Genomic DNA, 13,605 nt, shown 5'->3' with positions numbered 1-13,605 from the left:
GGATGCGTGCTTGCGTCATTCCGCTGACATGCGGCACCGCTACAGTCCGGCTTTTTCAGCCTAGGACTCCCGATGTTGGTACGAAGTATTGCGACCGTGGTCGCCGCGCTCAGTTTGATGTCTTGTGCCGCCACGGGGCCAGGCGCTACCCAGGCCGGCTACGCGTTCGGCTTGTGGGGCGACATGCCCTACAAGAAGGCCGGCGACGACAGCAAGCTGCCCGCGGTGCTGAAGAGCATCAACCAGTCCGATATTGCTTTCTCGCTGTACGACGGGGATATCAAGGACGGCAGCTCGCAGTGCACCGACGGCATCTATACCGACGCCTTGACCATGTTCAACAGCATGGCCAAACCCGTGGTGTATGTGCCTGGCGACAACGAGTGGACCGACTGCCACCGCCTGAACAATGGCGGCTTCGATACCCTGGAGCGTCTGGCCCACCTGCGCCGCGTGATGTACCCGAGCCTGGACAGCCTGGGCCAGACCCGGATGCCGCTGGAACACCAGGGCAAGCTGGGTGAAAAGTACGTGGAGAACACCCGCTTCAGCCACGGCGGTGTGGTGTTTGTCGGCCTGAATGTCCCTGGCAGCAACAACAACCTGGTGCTTAACGCCAAGGACTGCACGGCCAAGAGCGCGCGCAATACGGCCCAGTGCGATGCCGCCAATGCCGAGTACCTGGAGCGCGACAGCGCCAACGTGGCCTGGCTGGCCGCATCTTTCGCCCAGGCCAAGGCACAGAAGGCGCGCGGCATCGTGCTGGTGGTGCAGGCCGATCCCGGCTTTGACCTCCCCGAAACTGAAGACATCGACGAGAGCACCGCTCCCGGCTATGCGGGTTACCGCAACTTCATGGACGCCGTGGTGAAGCAGACCGAACAGTACGCGGGCCAGGTACTGTTTGTGCACGGCGACACCCATTTCTTCAAGCTCGACAAGCCCTTGTACAGCCCGACCAAGATGCTCGCCAACCTGACCCGGCTGGAGACCTTTGGCAGCCCCTCGCTGCACTGGGTGCGGGTCACGGTAGACACCGCTTCGGACAACGTCTTCACCGTGCAGCCCGTGGTGGTGCGCCAGCCCTGACGCGGGGCAAAAAAAAGCCTCTGTCGCATGGATGCCATGCGACAGAGGCCTTAACCCGGCAGCTACGGCGAGCCCAAGGGCTGTACCGTGTGTTCGGGACACTGGGGGAAATCATTGGCCGTTCCAGGGTGCTGGGCTCTCGGCCCGGCAGACTGGTGCGGCGTCAGCGCGGTGTTTACTCGTTGCTGTCGCTGGAGAAGGTGCGCACCGAGCTGTAAGCGTTGTGCACGCCGGGTACCTTGCTAGCGACAAAGCGGGCCTTGGCTTCTTCTTGCGGGCCTTGGGTCCAGCCGTGCAAGGTGATGTTGCCGTTGTTCGCGGTAACGGTCAGGCCGCTGGCATCGCTGCCCAGCGTGTTGCTCAGACTGGACTGCACAGCGGTAGCCAGGTCGGTGTCATTGGTAGCGGCTTGGGCAGACATGAAGGGACCGGCGGCCAGGGCGATCAGGGCGGCAGCGGCGATGCGGTTGAAAGAGCGTGTCATGGTGAATCCTTTGGGTTGTTTGTTGCGATGGGGTGATCTTCCCAAGCCACGGCCAATACTGTGTGTCGTGGACACGCATGCTGTGTTGCAACTGCAATCTGGGGTGACATGTAAGGGGGTGAATTGCTATTTAATGCATAGCTTCTTGCGCAATTGAAATAAACGCTAGAGGCCTAAAAGGCTTGTGATCTCTGTGAGAGAGTTGGTGCCACTGGCATGGTCAGCCGGGTGGTGCGCCCGGCAGCGAAGGTGACGTCAACAACCGCATACCTCAACACAGGCTTGCATCGAAAGTCTTTAAGAGAAAGTCCCTCCGCCACACATTACACCTGCGCAACTAGCTACAAAAACCAGAGCACTCCGCACCTCCTGCTTTTGAATGACAGAAACCGAAAGTTGATGCGTGACCAGATTCCGCTGGGCTATAGTGATTCGCTGGTTTTTCTGGCGCCCATGTCAGGGCGAAAAATGCGATGTGAAAGAGACACGATGGTGCCTCTGCATACCGAGTTAGATTGGCACTATCAAGCAATGCTGACCATGCGAGCAATAAAGCACTTCAATTACCTTGGTTCTGCTGGCGTGTTATCTGCCGTTGTGCTGATAACAGCCGTTCTCCTGTTGCCTCGCCTTGGATTTACGGTGGAATGGAAGCCCAAGACCACAGCCTATCGGCTGGTCAACAATCCATTCATCGGTTGGAGCCTGGTTGTCGTTCTGTGTGCAGGTCTCGTGCTAATCCGCAGAGGCTCAGCGCTTCTTCAGTGCGCAACGGCACTGGTGTTTGTAGGATTAATTTTCGGGATTGCAATCACGAGCGCGCTCTTCTGGGACGCCTGGCTGTCACCCATGCTCGTGTTCGCGGCGTTGCCCATTCAGCTGTCCGCGGCGCAAACGCTCAGGTCGCTAGTGCCGTCTGACCCGGCGATTGAGGCGACTGCCACCGGCAGGCCAGTGCCGGCGCCGCACGCCAAGCGTTAACAACATAGCGAACGGCTCCAACCCCTCTCACCCCGGCTCAGCCCCCGACTTCTTCACCAACGCCGCCCAACGCGGAATCTCCCGCGCCATGTGCGCAGCCAACTCTTCGGGCGTGCTGCCGACAATGTTCATGCCCAACTGGCCTTCGAGCTTGGCCTGCACTTCGGGCACCTTCAGCGCCTTGACGATCTCGGCGTTCAGGCGCTGGACCACGGCTTTGGGCGTGCCCTTGGGCGCGTAGACGGCCTGCCAGGAGGTCATCTCGAAACCGGCGACGCCGGACTCGATCATGGTCGGCAACTCGGGGGCCAGCGCGATGCGTTTGCCGGTGGTCACCGCAATCAGCTTTAGGCGGCCGGCCTTGGCCAGCGGTAGCGCGGCGGTCATCTGGTCGAACATGAACGGCACCTGGCCGGAGGCCACATCGGTCAGCGCGGGCGGCGTACCTTTGTAGGGCACATGGGTCAGCGGCACGCCGATCATGTCGGCAAACATTTCTCCCGCCAGATGGGTGGAAGTGCCGGCGCCGGAGGAGGCAAACAGGCGCTTGCTCGGGTCCTTCTTCAGCAGCGCGATCAGCTCGGGCACGGTGTTCACGCCCAGCGCTGGATTGATGATCAGCACGTTCGGCAAGGTGGCGACCAGGCACACCGGTTCGAAGTCTTTCACCGGGTCATAGGACAGGTTTTTGTACAGGCTGGCGTTGATCGCATGCGTGCTGATGGTGCCGCCGAACAAGGTGTAGCCGTCGGGCGCGGCCTTGGCCACGTAGGTGGCGCCGATGCCGCCGCCCTGGCCGGGCTTGTTGTCCACCACCACCGACTGGTGCAGGGCCTCGCCGAGTTTTTGCGCCAGGGTGCGGCCGATGATGTCGGTCGAACCGCCCGGGGTGAAGGGCACGACGTAGGTGATGGGCTTGGCTGCAGGCCAGTCCTCGGCCCAGGATATGCCAGGCAATACAGTGGGCAAAGCGGCCAGCGCAAACAGCGCGGTGCGGCGGGTAGTGGTCATGGGTTTGTCTCCGGTTCTATTTATGGGGATCAGCGGCCGTTGGCTGCGCGCCAGGTGGCGAAGTCGGTGCGCGACTGCTCGTCGGTCGGCGGGTACAAACCGAGGATGGAACGGCCGCCCAGCACCTGCTCGGTGACGAAGTCTTCAAAGGCTGTCATCTCGGTGGCCTCCAGCGCGATCTCGTCGGCCAGGTGCGCGGGGATGACGATCACGCCTTCTGCATCGCCCACCACCACGTCGCCAGGGAACACCGGCGCGTCGCCGCAGCCGATAGGCACATTGATGTCCAGCGCCTGGTGCAGCGTGAGGTTGGTGGGCGCCGATGGGCGCTGGTGGTAGGCCGGCATGCTGAGCTTGGAAATATCGGGCGCATCGCGGAAGCCGCCGTCGGTGACCACGCCCGCCACGCCGCGCACCATCAGGCGCGACACCAGGATGCCTCCCGCCGAAGCGGCGCGCGCGTCCTTGCGGCTGTCGATCACCAGCACCGCGCCGGGCGGGCATTCTTCAACGGCCTTGCGTTGCGGGTGGCTGCGGTCCTTGAACACCTCGATGGTGTTCAGGTCTTCGCGCGCGGGGATGTAGCGCAGGGTGAAGGCTTCGCCCACCATGTTCGGCAGGTTGGGGTTCAGCGGTCGCACGTCCTGGATGAACTGGTTGCGCAGGCCGCGTTTGAACAAGGCGGTGCAGAGTGTGGCGGTGCTGACTTTGGCCAGCAGGGCGCGGGTGGATTCTTTCAAAGTGGTCTCCGAATGTGTTTAGAAAATGTCGGGTTCGCCGATAGGCGCGCCGAAAGTGGTTTCAAGAAAATCAAAGTCGGCCCCCTTGTCGGCCTGCAGGATGTGTTTGGAAAACATCCAGCCGTAGCCGCGCTCGAAGCGCTTGGGCGGGGCCTGCCAGGCGGCGCGGCGGGTGGCCAATTCTTCGTCGCTGACTTCCAGATGGATGCTGCGCGCGGCCACGTCGACGGTAATGAGGTCGCCGGTTTTCACCAGTGCCAGCGGGCCGCCGATGTAAGCCTCGGGGGCAGCGTGCAGGATGCAGGCGCCGTAGCTGGTGCCGCTCATGCGCGCATCGGACAGGCGCAGCATGTCGCGCACGCCCTGCTTCACCAGCTTGGCGGGGATGGGCAGCATGCCCCATTCGGGCATGCCCGGGCCGCCCTGCGGGCCGGCGTTGCGCAGCACCATGATGTGCTCGGCGGTGACGTCCAGGTTCTCGTCTTCCACCGCGGCCTTCATGGTCGGGTAGTCGTCGAACACCAGGGCAGGGCCGGTGTGCTTGAGGAACTGCGGCGCGCAGGCGCTGGGCTTGATGACCGCGCCGTCGGGCGCGATATTGCCGCGCAGCACGGCCAGCGCACCCTCTTTGTACAAAGGGTTGTCCAGCGCACGGATCACGTCGTCGTTGAAGATCTGGGCGCCGGCGATGTTCTCGCCCATGCAGCGGCCGGTGACGGTGGCCGCGTCCAGCTGCAGGTACTGGCCCATGCGGTTCATCAGGCCCGGCAGGCCGCCAGCGTAGTAGAAGTCTTCCATCAGATACTTGTCACCGCTGGGCCGGATGTTGGCCAGCACCGGCACGCGGCGGCTGAAGGCGTCGAAGTCGTCCAGGCCGACCGCACAGTCGGGGCCGGCGCGGCGCGACATCGCCACCAGGTGCACGATGGCATTGGTCGAGCAGCCCATGGCCATGGCCACGGCGATGCCGTTCTCGAACGAGGCACGGCTCAGCATGCGCTTGGGGGTCAGGTCTTCCCAGACCATGTCGACGATGCGGCGGCCGCTCTCGGCCGACATGCGCGGGTGGTTGGCATCCGGCGCCGGGATGCTGGAGGCGCCGGGCAGGGTCATGCCGATGGCCTCGGCGATGCCCATCATGGTGGCGGCCGTGCCCATGGTCATGCAGGTGCCGTGGCTGCGGGCAATGCCGCCTTCTACGCCTATCCATTCGGTCTTGCTGATCTTGCCGGCGCGGCGCTCGTCCCAGAGCTTCCAGGCGTCCGAGCCCGAGCCCAGGATCTGGCCGTTGTAGTTGCCGCGCAGCATGGGGCCGGCGGGGATGTAGATGCTGGGTAGGCCGGCGCTGATGGCACCCATCACCAGGCCCGGCGTGGTCTTGTCGCAGCCGCCCATCAGCACCGCGCCGTCCACCGGGTGGCTGCGCAGCAGTTCCTCGGTTTCCATGGCCAGCATGTTGCGGTAGAGCATGGTGGTGGGCTTCACAAACGCCTCGGCCAGCGAGATTGCCGGCAGTTCGACCGGGAAGCCGCCGGCCTGCAGCACGCCGCGCTTCACGTCCTCGACCCGCTGCTTGAAGTGGGTGTGGCAGGGGTTCAGGTCCGACCAGGTGTTGACGATGGCGATCACCGGCTTGCCGACCCAGTCGGTGGGCGCATAGCCCATTTGCATGATGCGCGAGCGGTGGCCGAAGGAGCGCAGATCGTCGGGATCGAACCAGCGTGCGCTGCGCAGGGATTCATAGTTGCGTGAGGTCATGGAATAATTAAAACACTAATGTATTAGTGCGTCAATGCCAGAATACCCGCCCATGAAAGTCCAAGAAAAAGTCCGCCTCGACCGCTCCCGGCAAGCCGCGCCCCAGGTCTTCGACCAGCTGCGCGAATCCATCGTGTCGCTGGAAATGGCCCCCGGCACGGTGCTGGCGCGCGATGCGCTGGCCCAGCAGTTCGGCCTGAGCCAGACGCCGATCCGCGATGCGCTGATGCGCCTGGGTGAAGAAGGCCTGGTCGACATCTTTCCGCAGCACGCCACGGTGGTCAGCCGCATCGATGTCAACGCCGCCAAGCAGGCGCACTTTCTGCGCAAGTCCATCGAGCTGGAAGTGGTGCGCACCCTGGCCCTAGCCGCCGACGACCACCTGGTGGCCCGGCTGCACACGCAGATCGAGCTGCAGGTGGCGGTGATCAATACCGCCGATTACAGGGATTTCGTGGCCGCCGACCAGGCATTCCACCAGCAGATGTATGCAGCCGCCGGCGTGCCCGACCTGTGGGCGCTGGTGCGCCGCATCTCTGGCCATGTGGACCGCTTGCGCCGGCTGGACCTGCCGAGCGAGGGCAAGGCCCAGGCGGTGGTGCGCGACCACCGCAGCATCGTCGACGCCATCGCCCAGCGCGATCCTCTGGCCGCCCAGGACAGCCTGCGCGCGCATTTATCGGGCACGCTGGGGCAGCTGGAGAGCATCTGCGAGCGCTACCCCGACTACGTGGCGCGCTGAATCGCGGCTGCCCCTAGCTTTACAAAGGCTTTGCCGGGGGCACGCGGGGCGGGTACGGGGCTTATGTAAAGTGGGCCGTGCTTCAGTCCGCACCTCCACACCTCCATGCCCAAGAACAAACTTCTGCGTTACACCCTGCTCGCCCTGGTCCTGCTGGCCCTGGCCGTAGCCGCCAAACTGGTGTTCTTCCCGGCCGCCAAAAAACCCAATTTTGTGACCGCCACCGCCGCCCTGGCCGATCTGGAGCAGGCCGTGCTGGCCACAGGCACGGTGCAGGCCTTCAAGCAGGTGAGCGTGGGTGCCCAGGCCTCGGGGCAGATCAAGTCGCTGAAGGTGGCCCTGGGCGATACGGTCAAGAAAGGCCAGCTGGTCGCCGAGATCGACTCGCTGACCCAGCAGAACAGCCTGCGCAATGCCGAGGCCGCGCTGGCCAATGTACAGGCCCAGCTGCTGGTCAAGCAGGCCACGCTGAAGCAGGCCGAGCTGAGCTTCCAGCGCGAGAAAACCCTGCTGGCCGCCGACGCCAGCTCGCGCGCCACCTTTGAGGCCGCCGATGCCGCGCTGCAGACCGCACGCGCCGAAATCGGCTCCCTGCAGGCCCAGATCGCCCAGGCCAAGATCACCGTCAGCACGGCCCAGCTGAACCTGGGCTACACCCAGATCCAGGCGCCCATCGACGGCGTGGTGGTGGCCATCGTGGCCCAGGAAGGCCAGACCGTGAACGCCAACCAGACCACGCCGACCATCATCAAGCTGGCGCGGCTGGACACCATCACCGTCAAGGCGCAGATTTCCGAGGCCGATGTGGTGCGCGTCAAGCCGGGGCAAAAGGTTTACTTCACCATCCTCGGCGCGCCCGACAAGCGCTATACCACCACCTTGCGCACGGTGGAGCCGGCGCCGGATTCAATCCTGACCGATACCACCACGGCGACCACCACCAGTGCCAGCGCCATCTACTACAACGGCCTGCTCGACGTGCCGAACCCCGAGGGCCAGCTGCGCATCTCCATGACGGCGCAGGTCAGCATCGTGCAGAACGAGGCCAAGCAGGTGCTGAGCATTCCATCAGCCGCGCTCGGCGAGCGGGACCGCCAGGGCCGCACCCGCGTGCGGGTGGTGAACGCAGACGGCGAAGCCGAGCCGCGCGTGGTCAAGGTCGGGCTGAACAACAACGTGAACGCACAAATCCTGGAAGGCCTGGCCGAGGGCGAGCGCGTGGTGGTCAGCGAAGCCCCGGCCGGCGGCGCCAGCGGCAGCGGCAGTGGCAGTACCCGCATGCGCCCGCCTCCGGGGATGTAAGCATGGATGCGAACCCAACCAGCCCCCTGCTGGAACTGACCGCCTTGCGGCGAGAGTTCCCGGCGGGCGAAGAAACCATTGCCGTCCTGAAGGACGTGAACCTCAGCATCCGCGCGGGCGAGATGATCGCCATCGTCGGCGCGTCCGGCTCGGGCAAGTCCACGCTGATGAACATCCTGGGCTGCCTGGACCGGCCCACCACCGGCTCCTACCGCGTGGCCGGCCGTGAGACCGGCCAGCTGGATGCCGACGCCCTGGCCGAGCTGCGGCGCGAACACTTTGGCTTCATCTTCCAGCGCTACCACCTGCTGAGCGACCTGAGCGCGCTGGGCAATGTGGAAGTGCCCGCGGTGTATGCCGGCAAGGACGCCGCCACCCGGCACAGCCGCGCCAACGCGCTGCTGACGCGCCTGGGCATGGCCGACCGCGTCAGCCACCGGCCCGGCCAGCTGTCGGGCGGCCAGCAGCAGCGCGTGAGCATTGCGCGCGCGCTGATGAACGGCGGCAGCGTGATCCTGGCCGATGAGCCCACCGGCGCGCTGGACAAGCACAGCGGCGCCGAGGTGATGAAGATCCTGCAGGAGCTGCACGCCGAAGGCCACACCATCATCCTGGTGACGCACGACATGCACGTGGCCGAGCATGCGCAGCGCATCATCGAAATCAGCGATGGCGAGATCGTGGCCGACCGGCAGGTCCAGCCCGCCACCGCCGCCCCCACGCTGCCTGCGCCGCCGGCTGGCGGCTCGGGCTGGGGCGCAGGCTGGGGCCGCTTCAGCGAAGCCTTCCGCATGGCCTTGCTGGCGATGCGGGCGCACCCGCTGCGCAGCTTCCTGACCATGCTGGGGATCATCATCGGCATCGCCTCGGTGGTGTCGGTGGTGGCGCTGGGAGAGGGCTCGCGGCTGCAGGTGCTGAAGAACATCAGCTCCATAGGCACCAACACCATCGAGATCTTTTCGGGCAGCGGCTTTGGCGACCAGCGGGCCGCGCGGGTGCGCACCCTGGTGCCGGCCGACGCCGACGCGCTGGCCCAGCAGGTGTATGTGGACAGCGTGACCCCCACCGCCTCCAGCTCGGCCACGCTGCGCTATGGCAATGTGGCGGTGACCGGCAATATCAACGGCGTGGGCGCGCAATACTTCCGCGTCAAAGGCATCAGCCTGGCACAGGGCCGCTTCTTCAACGACGCCAGCATCGACACCCTGGCACAAGAGGTGGTGATCGACGACAACACCCGCAAGCAGCTGTTCCCGACCACCGACAACGCGGTCGGCCAGGTGGTGCTGCTGGGCAGCGTGCCGTTCCGGGTGGTCGGCGTGGCGCAGAAGAGCGAGTCCGGCTTTGGCAACCGCGAGGCCTTGAACGTCTACATCCCGTACACCGCGGCCATGCGCCGGGTGCTGGGCCAGGGCTATCTGCGTTCGATCTCGGTGCGCGTGCGCGACGACGCCTCCACCGAGGCCGCCGATGCCGGCATCAACCGGCTGCTGAAGCAGCGCCATGGTGTGGTCGACTTCTACACCCTGAACACCGACACCATCCGCCAGACCATAGAGAGCACCACCCAGACCCTGACCTTGCTGGTCTCGGCGATTGCGTTGATCTCGCTGGTGGTGGGCGGCATCGGGGTGATGAACATCATGCTGGTGTCGGTCACCGAGCGCACCCGCGAGATCGGCGTGCGCATGGCCGTGGGCGCACGGCAGAGCGACATCCGCCAGCAGTTTTTGATCGAAGCCGTGCTGGTCTGTCTGCTCGGCGGCGTGCTGGGCATAGGCTTGTCGCTGCTGATCGGCTGGGGCTTTGGCAAGAGCGGCAGCAGCTTCCAGATGGTGTATTCCACCGCATCGATGGTGGCGGCCTTTGGCTGCTCGACCCTGATCGGCGTGGTGTTCGGCTTCCTGCCCGCCAACAACGCGGCCCAGCTCAACCCGGTAGACGCCTTGGCCCGAGAGTAATCTGATGACCCCCTTCAAGCCTCTACTTCCCTGCACCCTCCTAGCTGCCCTGCTGCTCGCCGGCTGTGCCACCCCGCAGGCACCGTACAGCGCGCCCGCCGCCACGCTGCCCGCGCAATGGCAGTACGCCAATGCAGACAGCGGCGCCAGCACCGATGCCTGGTGGAAGAACTTCAACGACCCGGTGCTCGACCAGCTGGTCGAGCAAGCCTTGCTGCGCAACAACAACCTGGCGGCCGCCACCATCAAGGTGCGCCAGGCCCAGCTGCAAGTCGGCCTGGCCGAGAACCGGCCCAACTTCAGCGGCAGCCTCAGCAGCGGCACCAGCCGCACCCTCAGCGGCAACGCCGTCACCAGCCGCAGCAGCGGTGTCAGCCTGGGCGCGAGCTACGAGATCGATCTGTGGAACAAGCTGGGCAGCCAGCGCGACGTCGCCCTGTGGGAGGCCCGCGCCACCGCGCAGGACCGCGAAGCCACCGCGCTGGCGCTGGTCGCCACCACGGCCCAGCTGTACTGGCAACTCGGCTACCTGAACCAGCGCCTGGCCGCCAATCTGCAAAGCATTGCCACCGCGCAAAAGACCCTGGAGCTGGTGCAAGCCCAGGTGAATGCGGGCGCGGCCGGGGGCCTGGAGCTGGCCGAGGCCCGGCAAAGCCTGCTGAGCCTGCAGGCCAGCCAAACCACGCTGCAGCAGCAGGCCGTGGCCGCCAACACCGCCCTGGCCTTGCTGTTCGACGCCGCGCCCAGTGCGTTGCCGAATCCGCCGCAAACCCTGCCGAACAGCCAGCTGCCCGAAGTCGCCGCCGGCCTGCCCGCCGAGCTGCTGGCGCGCCGCCCGGACCTGCGCGCGGCCGAGCTGCGGCTGCGCGAAAGCCACGCCAACATCAGCGCCACCCGCGCCAGCTACTACCCGGCGCTGAGCCTGACCGGCGCGCTCGGCACCTCCAGCACCGCGCTGCTGAACCTGCTGCAGAACCCGGTCGCCAGCCTGGGCCTGGGGCTCAGCCTGCCGTTCCTGAACCAGAAGGAAATGGACCTGAACATCCGGGTCGCCCAGGCGCAGAGCGAGGAGGCGGTGGTCAACTTCCGCCAAACCCTGTACACCGCGCTGGGCGACGTGGAAAACGCCTTGTCGGCACGCCAGCAGTACCGCGCCCAAGCCGTGCTGCTGGAACAGGTGCTACAGGCCGCCATCCAGGCCGAGCGGCTCTACGAGGTGCGCTACCGCGCGGGTTCGGTGGCCCTCAAGCCCTGGCTCGACGCCCAGGAAAGCCGTCGCAGCGCCGAGATCGCGCTGGCGGAAAACCGACTGAACCAGTTCAACAACCATGCCACGCTGGTGCAGGCGCTGGGCGGCGATGCGGCTGCGCTGCCCGGTATGGTCCGTGAAGATTTACAAGTGAAATAGGCTGCTAGCGCATATTTCACCAGCGCCAGTAGCTATAAAAAGAGAAGCAATCCGGCCTGATGCGCCCTGCGCCTACATCCGCTGGGCCGGAAGTCCACTGGATGCAGGGGTGGCGGAACATTTGACTTAAGCGGCCTGCCGTAGGCAGGTCCGCTTGAAGGAAGGGTTAGGCCTCACTACGCAAGATGGTTTGCTGACGTCTTGATCGCCTCTTCGAATGCGAACTAAATGCCTTGCAAACAAGACGCACGGCGCATGAACCAAAGAATAGAAGCCAGAAGAAACATAGAAGTATCGAAACCCCCATTGCATCAGGACCCGATGAGCCGGTGGGCAACAGGCGAAAAAAAGCAACAACACTAGCCACATTGAAGGCGACCGCCGCAATCGCAAATAGCCTGCCAGTTGGAAGCCATGGGGGAACTATCGCGAGTGCAGAAAAAGACACGAGAAACACGACGACCGAAGAGGTCCCCATGGACTCTTTCGGCAAGATGTAGTCAAGAAGCACAATGAACGCGATGGCAATCAAGAGGCTTTGCGAAAGGCGCCTTGCTTTCCCGGCAAAACCTTTCACTACATCTGTCAGGGGCCTACCCGAAGCTTTGTGGCGCTTTACCAGGATAAACACTAGCAGCGCCAAGAGAAGCGCAATTGAGACCTCTAGAAATGCTACGAGGAACGACGGTGACTTGCCCAACATGTACTCCGTGAGGCCTAACGTAATGTAGACCGCAAAACCTGCGGGATAAATAGGTCGCTGCGGTCTATACTGATCATCAAAATTTTCTGAAAGTGGCTTGTAGACTGGCTTTCCGAGGGGTGTGCTTGTTTTTTATACAGGTATAAAAGTTTTGACAAACACCGCACGTTGAGCGATGAACCACTATAGCTCGGCGTCATCGGTCGGTTTCCGACTCGCAGGCGTCTTCCCCCTCAAAAAGGTGGAACCACCAAGCGCTCTATTTTTCGTAGCTGCTTGTGCAGGTTGAATTTGCGCTGGAGTCAGTTTTTGTATGAAGGTTTATATGCGGTTTGGGGTAGTGCGGATGGCGCCTGACGTCTATGCGATCCCTGGCCGGGTATGCGCCCGGCAGCGCAGTAACTTGTTCTTTTGCGCAAAAGAAAAGTCACCAAAAGAAAGGCGCCCCCACTGCCTGCGCCCTCCGCTGGCGCTACGGGAACCTGCGGTGCTTCGCTTTGGTCGGGGTCTGGCTAAACTCGGCCTGCGGCCTCAGACAACGCCAGCCCTGATCCGCCCAAAGCTGTGCTCCTCGGCGCATACAGAGGGGGACCCCGGGATGCGGGATCGGTGGCGCACAGCGCCACATCGCGCCTAGGGCGCGAGGGGTTGCAGCCCGGCTACGCCGGGCTGGGTTTACGGCTGTTGGTTGTTTGGTTGTCCGCTCCCCCGCCGTGTGGCGTCGGCGAGTAGCACAGGGCTGGGCGGATTGTGAACGCCCGAGATCTTAGAGGAAACGGGATCAGGCGGGACATCGTGGGCTATGGCGGGAAAAATGGGCGATATCAATGACTTAGAGCAGCCGTACAGGGTGCGAGTCCAAAGTGGGCCGACCACGATCACATTTTTAGGGTCCGTGATACTGGAGGAGCGATTTGCAGGCTGGTGACTGTACCAAATGGGTCTTCAAACGCCCTTTAAATGGGCCTATCAGATCGACCGCTACGGGGGAAACAGGCTCTGGCCGAGGCCGGTGTGGCTTGGCAGGGTGATCGCGGCTCCTGAAGGCTTCTGGCTGGCCGGGCAGTTTCAGCTTTAGCCCAATTCGGGCGCCGTTGCCCGAATTCGCCCCCAATGACACGCTATTTGAATTCGGGCAGCCTTAGACGTCGGCCGCTGCCTGTGGATAAGTACTTTACTTACAACCCAGCAGCTCGGCCATTCGCTTCAGGCTGGCGGCAGCTTCGGCGAAACCTTTGCTGTGGTCTGAGGACCGGAAATCGGCGTCGTAGGGGTCCAACCGTTCGACCTGGGTGCTGAGTCGGTTCAGGATGTCTAGATACTCATCTGCCAGGGCGTCGGTAAGGCCCAGGGCCATCAATTCACCACGCACGCGGAGGTAACCTTCATATTCGAGGATGGCGGCGTCCCACATGTACTGCGGGAC

General features: G+C 63.9%; 11 protein-coding genes. 6 read left to right on the top strand and 5 right to left on the bottom strand.

Features of this window, described 5'->3' with window-relative positions; genetic code table 11:
• Positions 1-72 precede the first annotated feature (72 nt).
• Entirely contained in the window at positions 73-1,089 is a 1,017-nt protein-coding gene (locus BLT66_RS09115) for a hypothetical protein (protein WP_092757374.1), read from the top strand.
• Positions 1,090-1,264: 175 nt separating this feature from the next.
• Here BLT66_RS09115 and BLT66_RS09110 read toward each other — a convergent pair whose 3' ends face one another.
• A complete protein-coding gene (locus tag BLT66_RS09110) occupies positions 1,265-1,573 on the bottom strand; it encodes a BON domain-containing protein (protein WP_092757373.1) in 309 nt (102 codons plus the stop codon).
• 375 nt (positions 1,574-1,948) lie between these two features.
• Between BLT66_RS09110 and BLT66_RS09105 the strand changes: the two genes are divergently transcribed.
• Positions 1,949-2,554: a hypothetical protein gene (locus tag BLT66_RS09105; RefSeq protein WP_143029182.1), complete on the top strand. Its 606-nt coding sequence runs from the start codon at positions 1,949-1,951 to the stop codon at positions 2,552-2,554.
• A 27-nt stretch (positions 2,555-2,581) separates the two neighbouring features.
• Here BLT66_RS09105 and BLT66_RS09100 read toward each other — a convergent pair whose 3' ends face one another.
• The 3 genes from BLT66_RS09100 to araD are packed head-to-tail and all read right to left on the bottom strand — an operon-like array spanning position 2,582 to position 6,063.
• Positions 2,582-3,565, bottom strand: a complete 984-nt coding sequence (locus BLT66_RS09100) for a Bug family tripartite tricarboxylate transporter substrate binding protein (RefSeq protein ID WP_092757371.1) — start codon at positions 3,563-3,565, stop codon at positions 2,582-2,584.
• Positions 3,566-3,594: 29 nt separating this feature from the next.
• Complete coding sequence (locus BLT66_RS09095; RefSeq protein ID WP_092757370.1) at positions 3,595-4,305, bottom strand: ribonuclease activity regulator RraA; 711 nt, start codon at positions 4,303-4,305, stop codon at positions 3,595-3,597.
• An 18-nt stretch (positions 4,306-4,323) separates the two neighbouring features.
• A complete protein-coding gene (gene araD, locus BLT66_RS09090; RefSeq protein WP_092757369.1) occupies positions 4,324-6,063 on the bottom strand; it encodes an L-arabinonate dehydratase in 1,740 nt (579 codons plus the stop codon).
• A gap of 52 nt (positions 6,064-6,115) precedes the next feature.
• On the opposite strand from araD, the gene BLT66_RS09085 reads away from it, so the two are divergent.
• The 4 genes from BLT66_RS09085 to BLT66_RS09070 all read left to right on the top strand — a co-directional run bounded on the left by BLT66_RS09085 (position 6,116) and on the right by BLT66_RS09070 (position 11,476).
• A complete protein-coding gene (locus BLT66_RS09085; RefSeq protein WP_092757846.1) occupies positions 6,116-6,805 on the top strand; it encodes a GntR family transcriptional regulator in 690 nt (229 codons plus the stop codon).
• 105 nt (positions 6,806-6,910) lie between these two features.
• On the top strand, positions 6,911-8,107 hold the full coding sequence (locus BLT66_RS09080; protein WP_092757368.1) for an efflux RND transporter periplasmic adaptor subunit: 1,197 nt from the start codon (positions 6,911-6,913) through the stop codon (positions 8,105-8,107).
• 2 nt (positions 8,108-8,109) lie between these two features.
• Entirely contained in the window at positions 8,110-10,068 is a 1,959-nt protein-coding gene (locus BLT66_RS09075; RefSeq protein ID WP_092757367.1) for a MacB family efflux pump subunit, read from the top strand.
• Positions 10,069-10,072: 4 nt separating this feature from the next.
• On the top strand, positions 10,073-11,476 hold the full coding sequence (locus BLT66_RS09070; protein ID WP_092757366.1) for an efflux transporter outer membrane subunit: 1,404 nt from the start codon (positions 10,073-10,075) through the stop codon (positions 11,474-11,476).
• A 1,877-nt stretch (positions 11,477-13,353) separates the two neighbouring features.
• On the opposite strand, the gene BLT66_RS09065 is transcribed toward BLT66_RS09070, so the two are convergent.
• A complete protein-coding gene (locus tag BLT66_RS09065) occupies positions 13,354-13,593 on the bottom strand; it encodes a hypothetical protein (RefSeq protein ID WP_143029181.1) in 240 nt (79 codons plus the stop codon).
• Positions 13,594-13,605 lie beyond the last annotated feature (12 nt).

Origin of the sequence: Rhodoferax sp. OV413, assembly GCF_900104385.1 — a bacterium.
Classification (GTDB): domain Bacteria; phylum Pseudomonadota; class Gammaproteobacteria; order Burkholderiales; family Burkholderiaceae_C; genus Rhodoferax_B.
The sequence above is the reverse complement of the archived record's forward strand: the minus strand, read 5'-3'. Positions and strand labels throughout refer to the sequence as shown.

Coding starts and splice junctions, on each gene's coding strand:
- BLT66_RS09070 (WP_092757366.1), top strand. CDS start 10,073: ATGACCCCCTTCAAGCCTCTACTTCCCTGCACCCTCCTAGCTGCCCTG.
- BLT66_RS09080 (WP_092757368.1), top strand. CDS start 6,911: ATGCCCAAGAACAAACTTCTGCGTTACACCCTGCTCGCCCTGGTCCTG.
- BLT66_RS09115 (WP_092757374.1), top strand. CDS start 73: ATGTTGGTACGAAGTATTGCGACCGTGGTCGCCGCGCTCAGTTTGATG.
- BLT66_RS09065 (WP_143029181.1), bottom strand. CDS start 13,593: ATGTGGGACGCCGCCATCCTCGAATATGAAGGTTACCTCCGCGTGCGT.
- BLT66_RS09100 (WP_092757371.1), bottom strand. CDS start 3,565: ATGACCACTACCCGCCGCACCGCGCTGTTTGCGCTGGCCGCTTTGCCC.
- BLT66_RS09110 (WP_092757373.1), bottom strand. CDS start 1,573: ATGACACGCTCTTTCAACCGCATCGCCGCTGCCGCCCTGATCGCCCTG.
- BLT66_RS09075 (WP_092757367.1), top strand. CDS start 8,110: ATGGATGCGAACCCAACCAGCCCCCTGCTGGAACTGACCGCCTTGCGG.
- BLT66_RS09085 (WP_092757846.1), top strand. CDS start 6,116: ATGAAAGTCCAAGAAAAAGTCCGCCTCGACCGCTCCCGGCAAGCCGCG.
- araD (WP_092757369.1), bottom strand. CDS start 6,063: ATGACCTCACGCAACTATGAATCCCTGCGCAGCGCACGCTGGTTCGAT.